We start from the raw sequence: 21,561 nt of genomic DNA, 5'->3' as shown, positions 1-21,561 counted from the left end.
CATATGAGTCAATTTAGCAAGGATCAGGTTCAAGATATGTATTACCTATCGCCGATGCAGGAAGGGATGCTTTTTCATGCCATCCTGAATCCCGGCCAAAGCTTTTACCTTGAACAAATCACGATGAAAGTAAAAGGCAGCTTGAATATCAAATGTCTTGAAGAAAGCATGAATGTGATCATGGACCGGTACGATGTATTTCGTACCGTGTTCATTCACGAAAAAGTAAAAAGACCTGTCCAAGTCGTATTGAAAAAACGGCAGTTCCATATAGAAGAAATCGATCTGACACACTTAACGGGCAGCGAGCAAACAGCCAAAATCAATGAGTACAAAGAACAGGATAAGATCAGGGGTTTTGATTTGACGCGGGATATTCCGATGCGGGCAGCCATTTTCAAGAAAGCTGAAGAAAGCTTTGAATGGGTGTGGAGCTACCACCACATTATTTTGGACGGATGGTGCTTCGGCATCGTCGTACAGGATCTATTTAAGGTATACAATGCTCTGCGCGAACAAAAGCCGTACAGCCTGCCCCCCGTCAAACCGTATAAAGACTACATCAAGTGGCTTGAAAAGCAGGATAAACAAGCATCACTGCGTTACTGGCGCGAGTATTTAGAGGACTTTGAAGGACAAACGACGTTTGCGGAGCAAAGAAAGAAACAGAAGGACGGCTATGAGCCGAAAGAGCTGCTCTTTTCACTGCCGGAGGCGGAAACAAAGGCTTTTACCGAGCTTGCAAAATCGCAGCATACCACTTTAAGTACGGCGCTGCAGGCAGTCTGGAGCGTATTGATCAGCCGCTATCAGCAGTCTGGCGATTTGGCCTTCGGTACAGTTGTTTCAGGGCGTCCCGCGGAAATCAAAGGCGTTGAACATATGGTCGGGCTGTTTATCAACGTTGTCCCGAGACGTGTGAAGCTGTCTGAGGGTATCACATTTAACGGCTTGCTCAAGCAACTGCAGGAGCAATCGCTGCAGTCTGAGCCGCATCAATATGTGCCGCTTTATGACATCCAAAGCCAGGCCGATCAGCCGAAACTGATTGACCACATCATTGTTTTTGAGAACTATCCGCTTCAGGATGCGAAAAATGAAGAAAGCAGTGAAAACGGCTTTGATATGGTGGATGTTCATGTTTTTGAGAAGTCGAATTATGATCTCAACCTGATGGCTTCCCCGGGAGATGAGATGCTGATTAAGCTTGCCTATAATGAGAATGTGTTTGATGAGGCGTTTATCCTGCGCTTGAAATCTCAGCTTCTCACAGCAATTCAGCAGCTCATCCAGAATCCTGATCAGCCTGTCAGCACGATCAACCTCGTTGACGACAGGGAGAGAGAATTTTTGCTAACCGGCTTAAACCCGCCGGCTCAAGCTCATGAAACAAAGCCTCTGACGGATTGGTTCAAGGAAGCAGTGAACGTCAATCCGGATGCGCCGGCGCTTACGTATTCCGGCCAGACCCTGTCTTATCGCGAATTAGATGAGGAAGCGAACCGCCTTGCACGCCGGCTGCAAAAACACGGTGCGGGCAAAGGCTCTGTTGTAGCGCTGTACACGAAGCGCTCACTTGAACTGGTAATCGGCATTCTCGGTGTATTAAAGGCGGGAGCAGCCTATCTGCCGGTTGATCCGAAGCTGCCAGAGGACCGAATCTCGTATATGCTGGCTGACAGTGCGGCAGCCTGTCTTCTGACGCATCAGAAGATGAAAGAACAAGCGGCTGAGCTGCCGTATACAGGCACAACGCTCTTCATTGATGATCAAACACGGTTTGAAGAACAGGCAAGCGATCCTGCAACCGCGATTGATCCTAATGATCCGGCATATATCATGTACACGTCCGGCACAACCGGAAAGCCAAAGGGCAATATCACCACTCATGCCAATATTCAAGGATTGGTCAAGCATGTAGACTACATGGCATTCTCTGAGAAAGATACATTCTTATCTGTTTCCAATTACGCCTTTGACGCATTTACCTTTGATTTCTATGCTTCTATGCTGAATGCGGCACGGCTCATTATCGCAGATGAACATACGCTGCTTGATACAGAACGGCTCACAGATCTGATCCTGCAAGAGAATGTCAATGTCATGTTTGCGACAACCGCACTATTTAATCTTCTCACGGATGCGGGAGAGGATTGGATGAAGGGACTACGCTGTATATTATTCGGCGGAGAGCGCGCGTCAGTGCCTCATGTCAGAAAAGCGCTGCGGGTCATGGGGCCGGGCAAGCTGATTAACTGCTACGGGCCGACTGAGGGAACAGTGTTTGCGACTGCTCACGTCGTGCATGATATACCGGATTCCATCTCCTCATTGCCGATCGGAAAGCCGATCAGCAATGCCAGTGTTTATATTCTGAACGAGCAAAGCCAGCTCCAGCCATTCGGGGCGATCGGTGAACTGTGCATCAGCGGAATGGGCGTGTCAAAAGGATATGTAAATCGTGCTGACCTCACGAAGGAAAAGTTTATTAAGAACCCGTTCAAGCCGGGAGAAACGCTTTACCGCACAGGGGATTTAGCGCGCTGGCTGCCGGATGGAACGATTGAATACGCCGGCCGTATTGACGATCAGGTCAAAATACGCGGACACCGGATTGAGCTTGAAGAAATTGAAAAGCAGCTGCAGGAATACCCAGGTGTGAAAGATGCAGTCGTTGTGGCGGACCGCCATGAGTCTGGCGATGCATCAATCAATGCCTACCTCGTGAACCGGACGCAGCTTTCAGCTGAGGACGTGAAGGCGCACCTGAAAAAACAGCTTCCTGCTTACATGGTGCCGCAAACCTTTACCTTCTTGGATGAGCTTCCTTTAACGACGAACGGGAAAGTCAATAAACGGCTGCTCCCAAAACCTGATCAGGATCAGCTGGCGGAAGAATGGATCGGACCGCGGAACGATATGGAAGAAACAATCGCACAAATCTGGTCGGAGGTTCTCGGCAGAAAGCAAATTGGCATTCATGACGATTTCTTTGCGCTCGGAGGGCATTCCTTGAAGGCCATGACCGCCGCTTCCCGCATCAAGAAAGAGCTCGGGATTGATCTTCCAGTAAAGCTTTTGTTTGAAGCGCCGACGATCGCCGGCATTTCAGCGTATGTGAAAAACGGGGGCCCTGATGGCTTGCAGAATGTAACGATAATGAATCAGGATCAGGAGCAGATCATTTTCGCATTCCCGCCGGTCTTGGGCTATGGCCTTATGTACCAAAATCTATCCAGCCGCTTGCCGTCATACAAGCTGTGCGCCTTTGATTTTATTGAGGAGGAAGACCGGCTTGACCGCTATGCGGATTTGATCCAGAAGCTGCAGCCGGAAGGGCCTTTAACATTGTTTGGGTATTCAGCGGGATGCAGCCTGGCGTTTGAAGCTGCGAAAAAGCTTGAGGAACAAGGCCGTATTGTTCAGCGGATCATCATGGTGGATTCCTATAAAAAACAAGGTGTCAGTGATCTGGACGGACGCACGGTTGAAAGTGATGTCGAAGCGTTGATGAATGTCAATCGGGACAATGAAGCGCTCAACAGCGAAGCCGTCAAACAAGGCCTCAAGCAAAAAACACATGCTTTTTACTCATACTACGTCAGCCTGATCAGCACAGGCCAGGTGAAAGCAGATATTGATCTGTTGACTTCCGGCGCTGCTTTTGACATGCCGGAATGGCTTGCATCATGGGAAGAAGCTACAACGGGTGCTTACCGTATGAAAAGAGGCTTCGGAACACACGCAGAAATGCTGCAGGGCGAAACGCTAGATAGGAATGCGGAGATTTTGCTCGAATTTCTTAATACACAAACCGTAACGGTTTCATAAAAGAAGTGATGAAAGGAGGAGACAGCCAATGAGCCAACTCTTCAAATCATTTGATGCGTCGGAAAAAACGCAGCTCATCTGTTTTCCGTTTGCTGGCGGCTACTCGGCGTCGTTTCGCCCTCTCCATGCTTTTTTGCAGGGGGAGTGCGAGATGCTCGCTGCCGAGCCGCCGGGACACGGCACGAATCAAACGTCAGCCATTGAGGATCTCGAAGAGCTGACAGATTTGTACAAGCAAGAACTGAACCTTCGCCCTGATCGGCCGTTTGTGCTGTTCGGACACAGTATGGGCGGAATGATCACCTTCAGGCTGGCGCAAAAGCTTGAGCGTGAGGGCATCTTTCCGCAGGCGGTTATCATTTCTGCAATCCAGCCGCCTCATATTCAGCGGAAGAAAGTGTCCCACCTGCCTGATGATCAGTTTCTCGATCATATTATCCAATTAGGCGGAATGCCCGCAGAGCTTGTTGAAAATAAGGAGGTCATGTCCTTTTTCCTGCCTTCTTTCCGATCAGATTACCGGGCTCTTGAACAATTTGAGCTTTACGATCTGGCCCAGATCCAGTCGCCTGTTCATGTCTTTAACGGGCTTGATGATAAAAAATGCATACGAGATGCGGAAGGCTGGAAGAAGTGGGCAAAAGACATCACATTCCATCAATTTGACGGAGGACACATGTTCCTGCTGTCACAAACGGAAGAAGTCGCAGAACGGATTTTTGCGATCTTGAATCAGCATCCGATCATTCAACCGTGATCAAAAGCGGACAGCTTCGGCTGTTCCGCTTTTTTTTGTGTTGAATGCCAATTTTCGCATGGTATAATAGTCGAAATACTCAAATAAAGGCAGGTCGAAACATGCGCACGTCTCCCAGGATGAAATGGTTTGTATTGCTGTTTACGTTTGTTTTCGCCATCGGAATGAACTCATTCAGAAATTCCTTTCAATTTTTTATGCTGCCAATGGCGGATGCCTTCCATGCCGACAGGTCGCTGATTTCGGTTTCTGTCAGCATTTTTATGATCACAACCGGCATCGTCCAGTTTTTTGTCGGTTTTTTCATCGACCGTTTCAGTGTCAGAAAAATTATGGCGCTTGGAGCTGTCTGCATCAGCGCAAGCTTTTTGGTGCTTCCTTATTCACCGAATGTTCATGTGTTTTCCGCCATTTACGGTGTGCTTGGCGGAATCGGATACTCCTGCGCGGTCGGCGTGACGACCCAGTATTTCATCAGCCGTTGGTTTGACAGACACAAAGGTCTGGCGCTTGCTATTTTGACCAATGCCAACTCTGCGGGCCTGCTGCTTCTCTCGCCCATTTGGGCTGCGGCTCCGTATCATGCCGGCTGGCAGAGCACCTATACGATTTTGGGAATCGTCATGGCGGCTGTTCTGCTGCCGCTCCTCGTCATTGGGATGAAGCACCCGCCGTATGCGCAAGCGGAGTCTGTGAAAAAATCTTATGATTGGCGGGGGTTTTGGAACGTGATGAAGCAATCCCGCCTCATTCATATCCTGTACTTCGGCGTGTGTACTTGCGGATTTACGATGGGAATCATTGATGCTCATCTCGTTCCGATGCTGAAGGATGCACATGTCTCTCATGTCAACGGAATGATGGCCGCGTTCGGGGCGTTTATTATCATTGGCGGATTATTGGCAGGCTGGCTGTCCGATCTCCTCGGCAGCAGAAGCGTCATGCTATCCATCTTATTTTTCATTCGGCTGCTCAGCCTCATTTGCCTGCTCATTCCCATTCTCGGAATTCATCACAGCGACCTTTGGTACTTCGGGTTTATCCTGTTATTCGGGCTCAGTTACACAGGCGTGATCCCGCTGACCGCGGCGTCAATTTCGGAAAGCTATCAAACAGGATTGATCGGATCGCTGTTAGGCATCAATTTCTTTATCCATCAGGTTGCCGGAGCTCTTAGCGTGTATGCGGGCGGTTTGTTTTTTGACATGACTCATGGTTATTTGCTGATTGTCGCTGTGTGCATCGTGTTTGTGGGTTTATCGGCTGTAATAGAGCTGGTGCCGTTTTTAGATAAACAGAAGGCAAAAGAAACCCACCATTCAATATAAAAGGATCAGCACTGTCAATGCTGATCCTTTTTAAATTTGAGTTTTTTTGTTTCGGTATTTTTAAGGATAATCTCCTTGAATCTGTTCATCTCCTCTTCGGAGTGAAAAAAATGTTTGGGGATCGCAATATATTGGCCACTTGATGTATTGACCCTGAAGATATTTTTATATTCGAAAACAGCTGTAATTTCATCCCAATTGAAAATGAGGTCATATTTTTTAGAACATATACGAATTCCTTCTTGGTTCAGAGTATATGTTCTTTTCAATTTCATCCGTTCGTTCTTCTTGTATGCTCTGGAAAACTTCACATATAGAAGAAGGAGGAGCAGCAGTGTAAACAGAACGGACATCACGATAATCAACATACTGTTCATAAACAAGTTAAGCGCGTCACTGCCATAAACGATACGGGGCCATCCGTTAATGAAGTTAACTGCAGCAAATATGGTGCAAAACAACAGAAAGTAAAAGCATGATATTTTTGCGATTTGATAAAAAAAGATTTCTCTTACATCCTTAAAAGCGATTTCTCCTGGAAGATTGATACTTTCACTAGCATATTGAATCATACGGTAAACCTACACCTCTAACCATGTTTTTCCTTTCAGTCTAGCATAATTTCTCATTTTTTTGCAGGCATACCAGGGCGCTTTGTTTTTTTCTCCAGATTGATATTGCTCCCCACCACGCCAATCATAATACAAACAGCCCCGGCAAGATGATACCAGGCCAGGCTTTCGTTGAGAATCATAACTCCTGCAATCATCGTCACAATGGTAGATACATGATTAAAAGCACTCATTTTAAACGCCTCAATTCGCGACAGCGTATAGTTAGACAGAAATGAAGTGACAAGTGAAGACAGCACGCCCAAATACACAATGGCGAGAACGAAGCCGGGCTCCCGGAACGGCAGAAAATAAGTGCCGACTGTTCCCGCCGCTCCATGACGCACAAGGGCGATGGCGTTGAAGACGACAAAGCCGATGGCTGACATGATGTAGGTGAGCTCGGTCAGCTTGAACCGCTGCGTCATTTTTCTGGCAGCAGTATTGTACATCGCTGAGGACAAAGCGGACAATAGGATCAGCAAAGACCCTTTTAAGCTGGCTGATTCCACGTCAACGCCTTTCATCACAAAAATAAACATGACGCCGGCAACGGATAAAACCGTGAACCCCTTTTGCGTCCACGTTGGGCGTTCCTTTAAAACATAAGCGGCAAAGACCATCGTGAAAATCGGAATGGCTGCCTGAATAATTCCCGCTTCAGAGGAGGACGAGTACACAAGGCCGAATGCCTGAAAGCTGAAAAATAACGCGGGATACAGCAGGGCGAGCGGCAAAATGGCAATGACGTCCTTTACGCGGATTGATAGCTTTACCCAGCCGAATAAGATCGGTACAGTCGCCGCAGCAAACGCAATGGTGAACCGATGCGCCAAAATATCAAACGGCTCTGCTGTTTGCAGTGCGATTTTTACGAATAGAAAGGATAAACCGATAATGAACGAATATAAAATAGCCGCTATATAAGCGGGGGCTTGCTGATGTTTAACCATAATGGGAAGGGCTCCTTTACCTGAATTGCAGCGCCGGTCGCTCCTTTTATTGTATGGCCGCGGTCAGAACGGTACAATGAGAAAAACAATGAACTGTACCGGTACAAAACAGGGGGAGAAGGCATGGAGAAATATATGAGTCTATTAATGAGGATAGAGGAGATGATGCAAAGCACCGCCTATCAAGAAGGAGACAGGCTTCCATCTATCCGTCAGCTGTCCGCCCGCTACCAAGTCAGCAAAAGCACAGTGATCCGCGCGCTGCAGGAGCTGGAAAAGCGCCACCTTATCTATTCTGTTCCGAAAAGCGGCTATTATATTGTGAAAAAGACAGGGAAATCAAGAAGCGGGCAGCCTGGCCCCATCGACTTTGCCACATCTGCGCCGGATCCAGATGTGTTTCCGTATCTTGATTTTCAGCACTGTATCAACAAAGCGATTGATACATACAAAAACGATTTGTTTATTTATGGGACGCCAAAGGGGCTTCCCTCACTCATCCGCGTACTCCGAAAGCTCTTGGCCACTCAACAGGTATTTGCGGATGAACGGCATATTTTCATTACATCAGGTGTCCAGCAGGCGTTATCCTTGCTTTGTGCCATGCCGTTCCCAAATGGGAAAGAGAAGATCGCCATTGAACAGCCGGGCTACCATTTGATGGTCGAACAGCTTGAGACGCTTGGGATTCCCGCTATCGGGGTGAAACGAACGGAAGAAGGGCTTGATATAGCCGAGGTTGAGCGGTTATTTCAAACAGAATCGATTAAATTTTTTTATACGATGCCGCGCTTCCATAACCCGCTTGGCTACTCATTGTCAGAGCGTGATAAACAGGAGCTTGTGAGACTGGCAGAAGCGTATGATGTCTATCTCGTTGAGGATGATTACCTCGGTGATCTGGAGGAAAATAAAAAGGCAGATCCGCTGTACGCATATGATCTGTCCTCACATGTCATCTATTTGAAAAGCTTCTCGAAAATGATGTTCCCCGGCCTTCGCGTGGGGGCGGCTGTTTTGCCCGAAGCGCTGACTGACACGTTCTATGCGTACAAAAAGCTGAACGACATCGACTGTTCGATGATTTCTCAAGCGGCATTGGAGATTTACCTGAAAAGCGGTATGTACGGCAGGCATAAGGAGAAAATCAGAGATTCTTATAAAGAGCGGTCGCTGAAGCTTCATCAAGCCATTCAAACACACAGGCAGCTGGGAAGCGGCCGCTTTACGTTCTCCAGCGGGCAGGCACCCTGCATGCACACCCACCTGGTGCTTCCTCAGGATCTGCCCGCCTCAAGAGTGATTCATAGACTGAAAAAACAAGGGGTTCTCCTTGAGGCGATAGACCGTCATTATTTATCAGATTATCAGAAAGAAAATCTATTAAAAATCAATATTTCCAATGTGAAAACGGAAGATATTGAGCGCGGTGTCAAGCTGTTGATGAGCCATTTATAAAAGCTCTTCGTACGAGACTATTGTGATATCCTCGGGGAAATCAGGGTGTGCGGCGCATACAGCCATTTTGTAGCCGGGATCGACCTCATACGTTTTGATATAGCATGGGGAATGGCTGTCCGGAAGCTCAATGGATACTTGTCCGTCCTGGTGCAGGCGCACTGAAAAGGAATCAAGCGGAAGCGATAAGCCTTTGCCTTCCTGTTTGATAAAGCTTTCTTTCATTGACCATAGATGATAAAAATAGTCTGTCTGCTCGTCCTTGTCTTTTGCTAAAAGGTCGCTGTACTCTGTTTTTGAAAAGAAGCGCTTGGCGATCTCAAGGCTGATCGGTTTCGTTTTTTCGATATCTATGCCGATCGGCTGTGAATCAAACGCACCAATGACCCAGCGGCCGGAGTGAGAAATGTTGAAATGAGCGTCGGGAAGATCAGGGATGCACGGCTTCCCGTATTCCTGCGTGCTGAAGCGGATATCGGATTTGTCCAACTGATACTGCCTGCTTATGACTGAGCGAACGAGCACATCTCCCAGCAGGGTGCGGTGAGCATCTTCTTTATGATAAAATCTCCGGCATTTCTCCCGTTTTTCAGGTGATATGAAAGACATGAACCGTTCATTTTCTTCCTGTGAAAGCGGGCGGTCCATATAAATTCCGTAAATCTTCATTCTAGATCCTCCGTCTGCAAAAGATTGTCAAAACCATCCTATCATACTTCCACAAGACTCATATAGAGGAGAAAATAAAAAAACAAAGCCAAGGCGGCTTTGTTTTAGTGTACAGGCGGAGATGCTTTCACAGCGGCTGTCCGCCTTGCCACAGCATAATTCAGCAACTGGATTGACTGCGGCAATGAAAAACGCAGAATGAGTCCGGTGAGGATGGCGGTCAAAATGGTGCCAAAACCGATCGGTCCGCCCATGCCCCATGCCGCAAACAAAATGGTTAATTCCATGCCGTTCCGCACCCATTGCACATTCCAGCCGGTTTTTTCTGTAATCAGCATCATCAGTGAATCACGCGGCCCCGCGCCAAGGCCTGCTGATACATAAACACCGACGCCGTAACCAATCAGCACCACGCCTAGAGAGAAGACGATGATCGAGCCTGTGTAGGTCGAGGGGGCAGGCAGAATGAAATTGAAAAAATCTATAAATACACCAATGAGCACCATATTCAGGAGGGCCCCAATTTTCGGCCAAGCTCTCGTAAACAATGACGTGAATCCGACGATGAGCGCTCCAATAATGATGGACCACTGGCCGACGGTAAGCCCGAAGTGCTGAAACAGGCTGTAATGAAATGCATCCCACGGACTAATGCCGAGTGCTTTTCCTTCTATCGTCAGGGATACACCAAAAGCCAAAATGATCAAACCGGCAAAATAAAATGTCCAGCGCAGAACAAGTTCTTGCTTCACGTGAGGTCCCTTCTTTCGTAAAAATCAGTCGATTGTCATTGTAGCACATCTGACAGAAGGGCGGAATAGGCGAAAGGGGCTCAACAAAAAAACAGGGCCGCCGCCGGCGCCCTGTTTCAGCGTGTTGGCAAACCCTTGCATTCGTTGTCAGGCCTGCGCTTCGGTGCTCACGAATTTAACATTCGATGTGCTCCAATGCTCGCCCTTCCTAGACTTCAAAGGTTTTCAATCACGCTGAAAATGACAAAATCCTAAAACGAAAATCGTTTTAGGATTTTGTCAATAATCTGAAACAGGGCGCTGACGCCCTGTTTTTCTTATTACAGCGGGTTCAAAATCCGGTTCAAGAACCGCTGTGTCCGCTCTTCTTTTGGTGCGGAGAAAATTTGCTCCGGCGGTCCCTGCTCCACGATAACGCCGCCGTCGATGAAGATGACTTCATCCGCAACTTCCTGCGCGAACTTGATTTCGTGGGTCACGACGACCATGGTCCAGCCTTCATTGGCCAAGTCCTTGATAACCTTCAGCACCTCTCCGACAAGCTCGGGATCAAGCGCTGAGGTCGGTTCGTCAAACAGCATGAGCTCAGGCTGAATCGCCAGTGCGCGGGCGATGCCGACGCGCTGCTGCTGTCCGCCGGAAAGCTGGAATGGATATAAATCCATTTTGTCCTTCAATCCGACTTTATCAAGAAGCTGAATCGCTTCTTTTCTGACTTCCTCTTTGTTCCGTTTTTGCACCTGAACAGGGCCCTCCATCACGTTTTCGAGGGCTGTGCGGTGCGGGAACAGGTGATACGCCTGAAACACCATTCCGGATTTTCGGCGAAGCTTTAGGATATCCGCCTGTTTCACCTTTTTGGAGAAATCGATGGAGAAATCATCAAATGCAAGCTCTCCGCGATTTGGGATCTCCAGAGCGTTCAGGCAGCGGAGCAGCGTCGTTTTCCCTGAACCTGAAGGCCCAAGTATGGCGATGACTTTTCCTTTTTCAATCTTCATATCTATCTTTTTTAAAATTTCATTTTCACCGAATGATTTGTTTAATCCTTTAACGGTAAGCATACTCAGAACCTCCTTATTTGGCCACGTAGCGGTCAAGACGCCGTTCGATGACATGCTGGACGAGTGAAAGCAGGAAGCAGATAATCCAATAAATAAAGGCTGCTTCAATATAGATCACTAAAATTTGATCAAGATTCCGCGCGCCGATTTCCTGGGCTTTTCTGAACAGCTCAGCGACCAGAATTTGAGAGGCGAGGGATGTATCTTTAATCAGGCTGATAAAGGTATTGGATAATGGCGGGATCGACACACGAAACGCCTGCGGCAAAATGACGCGGAACAGCGTTTTTTGATGTGTCATGCCAATTGTGTAGCCGGCTTCCCATTGCCCTTTCGGCACGGATAAAATAGATGCCCGAATGATTTCAGATGCATAGGCGCCGACGTTTAATGAAAAGGCGATAACTGCGCTTGGAAATGGATCTAATGTGACGTTAAAGGCCGGGAACAGATAGAAAATGATGAACAATTGAACGAGAAGAGGAGTGCCGCGTATTGCGGATACGTATACGCTGAACACCCATCTCAAAGGTCTCACTTTCGACATTCTGGCAAGCGCCGTAATCAGCGCCAGGATCATTCCGAATATAAAGGAAAGAATCGTAAGGGGAATCGTATAGTAGATTCCCCCTGAAAGTATCGGCCAGAATGACTGCTGCACCAGATCCCACGGGATCGCCGTGCCAAGCGTCAATGCCGGCAGATTATTTAGAAACATCTTCGCCGAACCATTTTTTAGAAATTTTAGAAAGAGTCCCGTCCTCTTTCATTTCTTTTAATGCTTTGTTGACTTGATCAACAACCTCGCCGCTTCCTTTACGGAACGTGAAATATGTTGACTGAGGATCACCTGTTTCAAACGCGATTTTCACGTTTTTATTGCCAGATGTTTTTAAGTAGTTCAATACGGCAAGTTTATCGTTGTATGTCATATCGACGCGGCCTTGCTGGATCATTTGAAGGGCCTGCGCCATACCTTCAACGCCTTCTACTTTAGCGCCGGCATTTGTAGCTAATTTGTTGTAGTTGCTTGTCAGTGATTGAGCTGATGTTTTTCCTTTTACATCTGCTTCTGACTTAATATCGTTGTTGTCTTTTTTCGTAACGACAACGGCTCTTGATGTTGTGTATTTATCTGAGAAATCATATTTGTCTTCACGATCTGTTTTTCCGACTTGGTTGGCAATGACGTCAAACCGTTTGGAATTCAGGCCGGCAAACATGCTGTCCCATTGTGTTTCCTTAAAGTCGACTTTAAGCCCGAGGCGTTTTGCGACTTCTGTGATAACTTCGACATCATAGCCAGTCAGTTTATCAGTGTCTTTGTCGTGGTAAGTGAACGGCTCATATGTTCCTTCCGTTCCGACTGTGAGCACACCTTTTTTCTTAATTGAAGCCCAAAGATCGCCATCTTTGGCATTATCTTTTGACTGATTGTCATTTCCTGCTCCGCAAGCTGCAAGAGCTGCAATACTTACGACCATGAATAAAGCCAATAATGCTTTTTTCATCTTATTCCCCACTTTTCTGGTTGATTTTATTGAAATAAAAAAATAGCTTACAAATCTAAAGGATAACTTTTTTTTAGTATGAGTCAAGTAATTGGTTTTCATAAGGCAAAATCTTTTAAAATAAATCCAAAAATTGCTGTGCCGGTTTAGGCAAATAACTGTCCGTTCTCCACATGACAGCCGGTGTCATAATGAAGGGATTATTTTCGATATGGACGGTGTGAACGTGATTTCTCATATGAACGGGAATCATTGTGACAGGCAAAATAGACGCGCCGAATCCGGATGACACGAGGCTGAGCAAAGTTGCAGAGTCGTGGCATTCACAAACAATGCGCGGCTCCAGGTTCAAACGATGAAATTCATTCATGACCTGATTATAGACGCCTTTTCCGTTGACAGGCCGCAGCAGGATCAGCGGAAATGAAGGAATGTCCTCCATCTTAATGGTGTCTCCGCACGGATATCCGGCTTCATCTGAAAGCACGAGCACACATGGAATGTCATCAAGCTGCTTGAATTGTACTGTGTCACTTTTGATCAGTGTTGTCGTGACCGCCGCATCGATTTGCCGGCTTTCCAGCAGCTCTAACAGTGTCGCGGGCTCATTTTCCCAAATATTAAAGGTGAGATGGGGGTATCTCTCTTTGATCTGTGTTACTTTTTCAAGCATCAGAGCCGCGCAATAAATCGTTGATCCCACGGCAAGTGTACCGGCTACTTCCTCCTTCAGCTCCTGTACCTCAATGACTGCATCTTCAAACCTATGCAGAATCTCTTTTGCTCTTTTTAGAAAAACAGCTCCTTCATATGTAAGAGTCATTTGTTTTTTCTTGTTCCGGTCAAACAGAACAACACCAAGCTCGTCCTCCAGCTGTTTGAGCTGCCTGCTTAAAGGCGGCTGCGCCATGTGAAGCTTTTTGGCTGCGGACGTAATTTTCTGTTCTTGGGCAATGGTAATGAAGTATCGAGGCTGGCGAATATCCAAAAGAAAGCGCCTCCTTATCATACCTTTTAGGTATTAAATATAGATTTAATAGATATTTTTCATATGGATATATCAGGAGTATGATTGGAATGAAAGCAGAATTCAAGCGTAAAGGAGGGGGCAAAGTGAAACTCGTTGTCGGAATGACAGGGGCAACAGGGGCCATTTTTGGGGTCAGGCTGCTGCAGTGGCTGAAGGCCGCCGGAGTGGAAACCCATCTCGTTGTGTCTCCTTGGGCAAACGTCACGATCAAACACGAAACAGGCTATACCTTACAAGAAGTAGAACAACTGGCCACATACACTTACTCACATAAGGATCAGGCGGCAGCCATTTCAAGCGGGTCGTTTGATACCGATGGAATGATTGTTGCGCCGTGCAGCATGAAATCTCTCGCAAGCATTCGCACCGGCATGGCGGATAATCTGCTGACACGTGCGGCGGATGTCATGCTCAAGGAGAGAAAAAAACTCGTCCTCTTAACGAGAGAGACGCCTTTGAACCAAATTCATCTCGAAAATATGCTAGCGCTTACGAAAATGGGTACAATCATTCTTCCTCCGATGCCGGCATTTTATAATCAGCCGAGCAGCTTAGAGGAAATGGTTGACCATATTGTTTTTAGAACGTTGGACCAATTCGGCATTCGGCTTCCTGAAGCGAAGCGCTGGAATGGGATTGAAAAACAAAAAGGAGGAGCTTGATCATGGCTTATCAAGATTTCAGAGAATTTCTCGCTGCCCTTGAAAAAGAAGGACAGCTGCTTACAGTGAATGAAGAGGTAAAGCCGGAACCGGATTTAGGGGCCGCCGCACGGGCAGCCAGCAATCTTGGCGATAAAAGCCCCGCGCTCTTATTTAACAACATTTACGGCTATCATAACGCCCAAATTGCGATGAATGTCATCGGCTCTTGGCCAAACCATGCCATGATGCTGGGCATGCCGAAAGACACACCGGTAAAAGAACAGTTTTTTGAATTCGCAAAGCGTTATGACCAGTTTCCGATGCCGGTCAAACGTGAGGAAACAGCACCATTTCATGAAAATGAAATCACAGAAGATATCAATTTGTTCGATATACTGCCTCTTTTCAGAATTAACCAAGGTGATGGAGGCTACTATTTAGACAAAGCGTGTGTCATCTCCCGTGATCTTGAAGACCCTGACAACTTCGGCAAACAAAATGTCGGCATTTACAGAATGCAGGTCAAAGGAAAAGACCGCCTCGGCATTCAGCCTGTCCCGCAGCACGATATTGCAATCCATCTGCGCCAAGCTGAAGAACGCGGCATCAATCTTCCGGTCACCATTGCGCTCGGCTGTGAGCCGGTCATTACAACGGCGGCATCGACTCCGCTTCTCTATGATCAATCAGAATACGAAATGGCAGGCGCGATTCAAGGCGAACCATATCGCATCGTCAAATCAAAGCTGTCTGATCTTGATGTTCCTTGGGGTGCTGAAGTGGTGCTTGAAGGTGAGATTATTGCCGGAGAGCGCGAATATGAAGGGCCGTTCGGTGAATTCACAGGCCATTATTCCGGCGGACGCAGCATGCCGATTATCAAAATTAAACGCGTCTATCACAGAAACAATCCGATCTTTGAACATTTATACTTAGGCATGCCTTGGACAGAATGCGATTACATGATTGGCATTAACACATGCGTGCCGCTTTATCAGCAGTTAAAAGAAGCGTACCCGAACGAAATTGTGGCAGTGAACGCCATGTACACACACGGTTTAATCGCGATTGTTTCCACAAAAACCCGCTATGGCGGATTTGCGAAAGCGGTCGGCATGCGCGCACTCACAACGCCGCACGGACTCGGCTACTGCAAAATGGTCATTGTCGTTGATGAGGATGTCGATCCATTCAACCTTCCGCAGGTCATGTGGGCGCTTTCGACCAAAATGCATCCGAAACACGATGCGGTCATCATTCCGGACTTATCTGTCCTGCCGCTTGATCCGGGATCCAATCCATCAGGAATCACTCACAAAATGATTCTCGACGCCACTACACCGGTTGCGCCGGAAACAAGAGGCCATTATTCACAGCCGCTTGATTCTCCGCTAACAACGAAAGAATGGGAACAAAAACTAATGGATTTAATGAATAAATAAGGAAAGGATGTTCGAAATGCATACATGTCCTCGATGCGACTCAAAAAAGGGAGAAGTCATGAGCAAATCGCCTGTAGAAGGCGCATGGGAAGTTTATCAGTGCCAAACATGCTTTTTTACATGGAGATCCTGTGAACCGGAAAGCATTACAAATCCCAAAAAATACAATCCAGCGTTTAAAATTGATCCAAAGGAAACAGAAACAGCAATTGAAGTTCCGGCGGTGCCGGAACGAAAGGCTTGATCCGCGTGAACAGTATGTCAGACCGTCTCTTTGAGCTGCTTGACGGGAGCTGCCTGAATGAGAAGCAGCATGAGGCCTTCGTTCTGCAAACAGTATCAGAGGATGGCTGGCCGCATGCCGCTATGATCAGTGCAGGTGAAATTATCGCGCTGAGCCGAACTGATATCCGAATCGCTCTGTGGAAAAACACAATGACTTCGGCCAACATCCTTCGCACAGGAACAGCACAGTTCACGGCATGGTGGAAGGGAGCAGCTATTATGTAAAGCTTGAATGCGCGCCTTTACCGCCTTTGAAAGATGCCGAATATGAAAGAGACCGTTTTTCCTGCCGCATTGTTTCAGTGAAGGAGGACGTTGCGAAATACGCTGATTTGACTTCAGGTGTCCGTATACAGCTTCACAGCGCTGAAGAGGTGCTGGGCAGATGGGAAAAGACCCTGGAAGATTTAAAACGGTAATATCGATAGCCTGACGCCATGCGTCAGGCTTTTTTTATATAATGAAAACAAAGGGGGCGTGAGAAATGGAACGTACGGGGATCTGTCACTCGGACGGCTTTGATTTAGCTTATCGAATTGAGGGCGAGGGCGCACCCATCCTTGTGATCGGGAGTGCGGTTTACTATCCGCGCCTTTTTTCCTCAGATATCAAACAGAAATATCAATGGGTCTTTATCGACCATAGGGGATTTGCTAAGCCTAAGCGGGAGCTTCGTGAGGAGGATTCGAGGCTTGATGCCGTCTTGGCTGATATCGAAAGGATGAGAACATTTCTTCAGCTTGAGGATGTTACTATCCTGGGACATTCCGGACACGCTTTTATGGCTTTAGAGTATGCCAGGACATATCCCAAACAAGTTCGGAAGGTGGCGCTCTTCAATACTGCGCTTGATAACAGTGAAGAAAGACCGCGAAAAAGCGAATCATTTTTCATGGAAACAGCCAGCCTTGAGAGAAAGAAACGCTTTGAAAAAGACATCGCCAATTTGCCGCAGGACATCGACAAAGATCCTGAAAGGCGCTTTGTGCACATGTGTATTCGCGCTGAAGCAAAAAGCTTTTATCAAGAGCGGCCGCATGCAGCTGCCTTATGGGATGGCGTATTCACGAATATGCCGATCATTGATGAATTATGGGGCAATACATTTGCCCAGATTGATCTTATTCAGCGGTTAGCTGATGTTCGTATGCCGGTGTATATCGGATTAGGGAGATATGATTATTTGGTTGCGCCCGTTTCGCTATGGGATGCTGTTGACGGTTTATATCCCCATATGGATAAGGTTATTTTTGAAAGGAGCGGCCATCAGCCGATGCTGGAAGAACCGGAAGCCTTTGATCAAAGCTTCAGCAAATGGCTGGATCAATAAAAAAACAGCCCGCAGATCAAAATCCGCGGGCTGTTTCTGATTATAAGACCCCTTTCATCGCGCGTTTGATCATCGGCGAGAGCAGCAGGAGAATGCCGCCAAGAACGATAGAAATCAAACCGATGGTGCCGAAGTACATTGTTTCAGGAATTTTATCAAACAATCCGGCTACTTGGGCATTGATCGCTTGGGCTGCTGCGTTCGTCAGAAACCACATACTCATTGTCTGTGCAGAGAAGGCAGCTGGTGCCAGTTTCGTTGTCACGGATAAACCGACTGGAGACAGGCACAGCTCTCCAAGCACGACAAGCAGGAAGCTGAGAACAAGCCAAAGCGGGCTTACGAGTGCTTCTTTTCCTTGCATAGCAGGGAATACCATAATGATAAATGACAATCCGGCTAAAATAATTCCGATTGAGAATTTAACTGGTGTAGACGGCTGGCGTTTGCCAAGCTTCATCCAGAGCCATGCGAATATTGGCGCAAAAATGACGACAAACAATGGATTTAATGATTGGAACCAAGATGACTGAAGTTCGAATCCGCCCAATGAAAGTTTTATGCGTTCATCAGCGTATACCGCAAGAATGGTCGCTCCCTGTTCCTGAATGGCCCAGAACATGACAGCACTGATAAACAAAGGAACGTAAGCGGCAAGACGGGATTTTTCTGTTTTGTCCGCTTTTTTGCTTGTAAACATGATGATGAAATAAATGACAGGAATCAAAATACCGAGAATACTTACAAGGTCGATAAAACGATTGATCGTCAGCACGCCTGTTTGTACAGAGATCATCACTGCGATCGCCACAATGATAACACCGATTCCGGTGCCAATCGCAGATTTTTTAGACAGCGGATTCGGCACATTGGAACCTGCAAGCCCGAGGTTTTTCTTTCTTGTCAAAGCAAATACGATAAGTCCGAGAAGCATTCCGACCGCGGCAGCTCCGAAGCCGAGATGATAGTTGTACTTCTGTCCGAGTGTTCCGATAATTAACGGCGCAAGTAAACCACCGAGGTTAATCCCCATGTAGAAAATACTGAAACCTGAGTCGCGGCGCGGGTCTTCTTTCGTGTAAAGATCCCCAACCACGCTTGAAACGTTTGGTTTTAATAAGCCTGTTCCGACAATAATAAGCGCCATGCTGATATAGAATGCGATCGCGCTGCCCGGATAGGCGAGTGCAATGTGGCCGAACATAATGAATATGCCGCCGTAAAACACGGTGTTTGCGGTACCGAATACCCGGTCAGCGAGCCATCCGCCAATAATAGTGGACATGTATACGAGTGATCCGTAGATCGACATAATGGCAACCGCAGTGCCCTTGTCAAAGCCGAGCCCTCCGTTTACCGTCTCTGTATACAAATAGTAAAGTAAGATTGCTCTCATTCCATAGTAAGAGAAACGCTCCCAAAATTCGGTGAAAAATAGTGTAAATAGTCCTCGCGGGTGACCAAAGAACCCTTTTTGCGGGACGCTTTTAATGATACTTTCGTTATCAATCGAAGCCATGTCAGCCAAACCCTTTCTAAAAAAAGTGTATTATAAAAATCATATTCTTATATAATACTTGTGTCAATATAATTTATACTCATTTCAAATAGTTCCATAATGGAAAAATTATAAATACCTAAAAATAGTGATTTTCTCCTAATTTTTATACTCTTTATCGTGAGATTTTCTTACATAACTATTCCTTTAATAAAATTTTAGAGAAATGTACAAGCAGATCGGGCCTTTGTGAGTAACATAATAGTAATCATAGAGAAGGAGGCTCGCAAATGGCTGAATTCATATTAAATGCAGCGGATTTCGGTGTTCCTGGAGATGGTAAAACGGATTCGACAGAACGGATTAATCAGTGCCTCAGTACAGCTGTTTCGAAAGGCTATCATACTGTCTGGTTTCCAAAGGGAACATATTTAATAGACGCAACGCTTGGCGGAGATCTTAATCAGAGGTTTCGAAACGCGGGGATCATTGTTCCCGGCAACCTTGAGATTATGATGGACCCCGAATGTATCATGAAAGTGATACCGAATAGTTCGTGGGGTTATTCCGCATTTTATGTAGGCAAGCAAGAGAATATAACTATTTCCGGAGGACAAATTATCGGCGAACGGGATGAGCATACGTATGTCTCGGCGGGGATAAGGTCAACCCATGAATGGGGCTTTGGCATATGTATTGAAGGATGCTCGAATGTTCTCATTGATGATGTGAAAATTTCCGATTTTACCGGCGATGGGATCATAGTCAGCCCAAGGGGATTAAAGACCAATCAAGATTATCGAACGTCAGAGCAAATTATCATCCGCCGCTGTGAGGTTCGGCGGTCGAGGAGAAATAACATTTCCATTACCGGATGTGACATGGTCACGGTGGAGGAGTGCTTGATTGAAGATGCCGGAACGGGGAATGGAACAGCCCCGAAATTCGGAATTGACATTGAAGGATATGGCGAAGGTGACGTTGATTATGAGGAACCGATTAATGTATCAATTCGCAATAACCACTTTGTTGGAAACGTTTCAAGTTCTGTGACCAATTTTAACGGGTATGGCATTTTAATAGAAGGAAATCACTCTGACAATACAATCAGCTACGGATATGGGACGCAAACAGTGATCAAGGGAAATATACTGAGGCGCCCTGAAGACGCGGCGGCTGCGCCAAGAGTCGGGATAACCGGACTCGGTGTATCACAAGGAAAAGAGACCAGTGATGCAGTGATCGCTGGCAACCTCATTACCGGATTTTCAACTGGAATTGATGTCAGGGGAAAGAGCGTTCTTGTGACGAACAACAAAATCAGCAACTTTGAAAACACAGGGATATTGGTTTATCAGTCTTCCGACGTAAAGGTAGACGGAAACCAAATTCAAAACGGACTGTCTGAAACAAGGCGCAGCATCGGTCTTCGCGCAGTGCTGTCAGATGACATCGCTTTTCTGAATAACTGTCTCATTCAAGTCGTTGACGGTGTGAACGTTTCCGGCGGAAATATGATCATTAAAGATAATCTCCTGAGAAAATTCAGCCGGGGCATTTGGATTGCTCAAGGGAACGCGGTGATTGAAGGGAATATACTGAATCCTGACGCGTTTGAAGCAGTGCCGGAATCATATTCTGTTTCCGTCACAAACAATGCCGGCGCCATCATCAAAAACAATACATTTAAAGAGTTCAAAAATTACCCCATTTATTGCTCCACAAGTGCGAAAACCTCAATTATCGGCAACCACTTAGAGAGATCTCCGCTTTTGGTCACCATCTATATCAGCGCCGGTGTGCATGAGATTTTTGATAATACCATTTCAGTCAACAGAACAGCCGGGAATCCGATTGTGATTTATATCAATGGCTCTGCAGGCTCTATCGTCTCAGGAAACACCATCAATAACCTCTCCGCGGACACTGCGACAGCTATTCAAACAACCACATCAACCAATTCCAAAATCATCGGCAACCGCATTTTTAAAGGGACCATCAACAAACATAGCAGTGATACAATAGACGGCAATATGATTGTCTGAAAAAAGCGCCCCCTCTAGGGGTTCTTTTTTTTCGATTTATAGATCATGTAGATTTCTCTCACAAGTACTAAAACAAAAAATAAAAGCACGACCCATTCCGCAAATGTTGTCATCTTAAAGCTGGACATATTGTTATAAACGGCTTTTGTTAAACTGAACCCTTGAAGCATGTCCATCAACACAGAAATAGCTAATAAACAAATTAATATGACTCCGGTCACGCCCAATATCTTCATGCTTCATCATCCTCCGCTTTTAGTGTCTATCGTTGGCGGAGAAGTTATACCGCATCTAACCCTAATGCATAATCTCAATTTTAAAAGGAAGAATATGAGAAAACGACAAGGGAAGGT

Annotated in this window: 19 protein-coding genes and 1 pseudogene; 10 read left to right on the top strand and 10 right to left on the bottom strand. The window is 46.5% G+C overall.

The window, feature by feature from the left end:
- Positions 1-3 precede the first annotated feature (3 nt).
- From srfAC to PUN35_RS12850, 3 genes are all read left to right on the top strand, one after another.
- Positions 4-3,831, top strand: coding sequence for a surfactin non-ribosomal peptide synthetase SrfAC (srfAC, locus tag PUN35_RS12860; protein WP_033882233.1), 3,828 nt, complete (start codon positions 4-6; stop codon positions 3,829-3,831).
- A gap of 28 nt (positions 3,832-3,859) precedes the next feature.
- Positions 3,860-4,588, top strand: a complete 729-nt coding sequence (srfAD, locus tag PUN35_RS12855) for a surfactin biosynthesis thioesterase SrfAD (protein ID WP_003234568.1) — start codon at positions 3,860-3,862, stop codon at positions 4,586-4,588.
- A 101-nt stretch (positions 4,589-4,689) separates the two neighbouring features.
- Complete coding sequence (locus PUN35_RS12850; protein WP_014478807.1) at positions 4,690-5,916, top strand: MFS transporter; 1,227 nt, start codon at positions 4,690-4,692, stop codon at positions 5,914-5,916.
- A gap of 14 nt (positions 5,917-5,930) precedes the next feature.
- On the opposite strand, the gene PUN35_RS12845 is transcribed toward PUN35_RS12850, so the two are convergent.
- Positions 5,931-6,488 (bottom strand): YcxB family protein, encoded by a 558-nt coding sequence (locus PUN35_RS12845; protein ID WP_014478808.1) that lies wholly within the window; start codon positions 6,486-6,488, stop codon positions 5,931-5,933.
- 53 nt (positions 6,489-6,541) lie between these two features.
- Positions 6,542-7,480: a DMT family transporter gene (locus PUN35_RS12840; RefSeq protein ID WP_003234556.1), complete on the bottom strand. Its 939-nt coding sequence runs from the start codon at positions 7,478-7,480 to the stop codon at positions 6,542-6,544.
- 123 nt (positions 7,481-7,603) lie between these two features.
- Here PUN35_RS12840 and PUN35_RS12835 point away from each other — a divergent pair, with 123 nt between their 5' ends.
- Positions 7,604-8,938 (top strand): aminotransferase-like domain-containing protein, encoded by a 1,335-nt coding sequence (locus PUN35_RS12835; protein WP_014478810.1) that lies wholly within the window; start codon positions 7,604-7,606, stop codon positions 8,936-8,938.
- Here PUN35_RS12835 and PUN35_RS12830 read toward each other — a convergent pair.
- The 6 genes from PUN35_RS12830 to bsdA form a co-directional block, all read right to left on the bottom strand.
- Positions 8,933-9,607 (bottom strand): 4'-phosphopantetheinyl transferase, encoded by a 675-nt coding sequence (locus PUN35_RS12830; RefSeq protein ID WP_014478811.1) that lies wholly within the window; start codon positions 9,605-9,607, stop codon positions 8,933-8,935. The two genes, PUN35_RS12835 and PUN35_RS12830, sit on opposite strands and share 6 nt — an antisense overlap.
- Before the next feature lie 104 nt (positions 9,608-9,711).
- A complete protein-coding gene (locus tag PUN35_RS12825) occupies positions 9,712-10,359 on the bottom strand; it encodes a YczE/YyaS/YitT family protein (RefSeq protein WP_003234545.1) in 648 nt (215 codons plus the stop codon).
- A gap of 320 nt (positions 10,360-10,679) precedes the next feature.
- Positions 10,680-11,423: a cystine ABC transporter ATP-binding protein TcyC gene (tcyC, locus tag PUN35_RS12820; protein WP_003246629.1), complete on the bottom strand. Its 744-nt coding sequence runs from the start codon at positions 11,421-11,423 to the stop codon at positions 10,680-10,682.
- A gap of 13 nt (positions 11,424-11,436) precedes the next feature.
- Positions 11,437-12,141 (bottom strand): cystine ABC transporter permease TcyB, encoded by a 705-nt coding sequence (gene tcyB, locus PUN35_RS12815; protein WP_003234541.1) that lies wholly within the window; start codon positions 12,139-12,141, stop codon positions 11,437-11,439.
- Entirely contained in the window at positions 12,128-12,934 is an 807-nt protein-coding gene (gene tcyA, locus PUN35_RS12810; protein ID WP_014478813.1) for a cystine ABC transporter substrate-binding lipoprotein TcyA, read from the bottom strand. Before tcyA ends, tcyB begins: the two co-directional genes overlap by 14 nt.
- A 115-nt stretch (positions 12,935-13,049) precedes the next feature.
- Entirely contained in the window at positions 13,050-13,922 is an 873-nt protein-coding gene (gene bsdA / locus PUN35_RS12805; protein ID WP_014478814.1) for a transcriptional regulator BsdA, read from the bottom strand.
- An 89-nt stretch (positions 13,923-14,011) separates the two neighbouring features.
- Here bsdA and PUN35_RS12800 point away from each other — a divergent pair, with 89 nt between their 5' ends.
- From PUN35_RS12800 to PUN35_RS12780, 5 genes and pseudogenes are all read left to right on the top strand, one after another.
- Entirely contained in the window at positions 14,012-14,626 is a 615-nt protein-coding gene (locus PUN35_RS12800) for a non-oxidative hydroxyarylic acid decarboxylases subunit B (protein WP_014478815.1), read from the top strand.
- 2 nt (positions 14,627-14,628) lie between these two features.
- Positions 14,629-16,050 carry a phenolic acid decarboxylase BsdC gene (bsdC, locus tag PUN35_RS12795; RefSeq protein WP_003240157.1) on the top strand — a complete coding sequence of 474 codons (1,422 nt, stop codon included), beginning with the start codon at positions 14,629-14,631 and terminating at the stop codon, positions 16,048-16,050.
- Between the two features lie 16 nt (positions 16,051-16,066).
- Entirely contained in the window at positions 16,067-16,294 is a 228-nt protein-coding gene (gene bsdD, locus PUN35_RS12790; protein ID WP_024571634.1) for a phenolic acid decarboxylase subunit BsdD, read from the top strand.
- Positions 16,291-16,754, top strand: a pseudogene (locus tag PUN35_RS12785) (pyridoxamine 5'-phosphate oxidase family protein). Before bsdD ends, PUN35_RS12785 begins: the two are co-directional and overlap by 4 nt.
- Positions 16,755-16,819: 65 nt before the next feature.
- A complete protein-coding gene (locus PUN35_RS12780) occupies positions 16,820-17,665 on the top strand; it encodes an alpha/beta fold hydrolase (protein WP_014478819.1) in 846 nt (281 codons plus the stop codon).
- 40 nt (positions 17,666-17,705) lie between these two features.
- Here PUN35_RS12780 and PUN35_RS12775 read toward each other — a convergent pair whose 3' ends face one another.
- Positions 17,706-19,184, bottom strand: a complete 1,479-nt coding sequence (locus PUN35_RS12775; RefSeq protein ID WP_014478820.1) for a peptide MFS transporter — start codon at positions 19,182-19,184, stop codon at positions 17,706-17,708.
- A 269-nt stretch (positions 19,185-19,453) separates the two neighbouring features.
- Between PUN35_RS12775 and PUN35_RS12770 the strand changes: the two genes are divergently transcribed.
- Positions 19,454-21,208, top strand: a complete 1,755-nt coding sequence (locus PUN35_RS12770) for a right-handed parallel beta-helix repeat-containing protein (RefSeq protein ID WP_014478821.1) — start codon at positions 19,454-19,456, stop codon at positions 21,206-21,208.
- 14 nt (positions 21,209-21,222) lie between these two features.
- Here PUN35_RS12770 and PUN35_RS12765 read toward each other — a convergent pair whose 3' ends face one another.
- The gene (locus PUN35_RS12765) at positions 21,223-21,444 is read right to left on the bottom strand and encodes a YczF family membrane protein (RefSeq protein WP_014478822.1); all 222 of its coding nucleotides are present in this window, start codon (positions 21,442-21,444) and stop codon (positions 21,223-21,225) included.
- Positions 21,445-21,561 lie beyond the last annotated feature (117 nt).

Source organism: Bacillus sp. N3378-2at (assembly GCF_033412715.1).
Taxonomy (GTDB): Bacteria; Bacillota; Bacilli; order Bacillales; family Bacillaceae; genus Bacillus; species Bacillus subtilis.
Note: the sequence above shows the minus strand (reverse complement) of the source record. Positions and strands in the feature narration are given on the sequence as shown.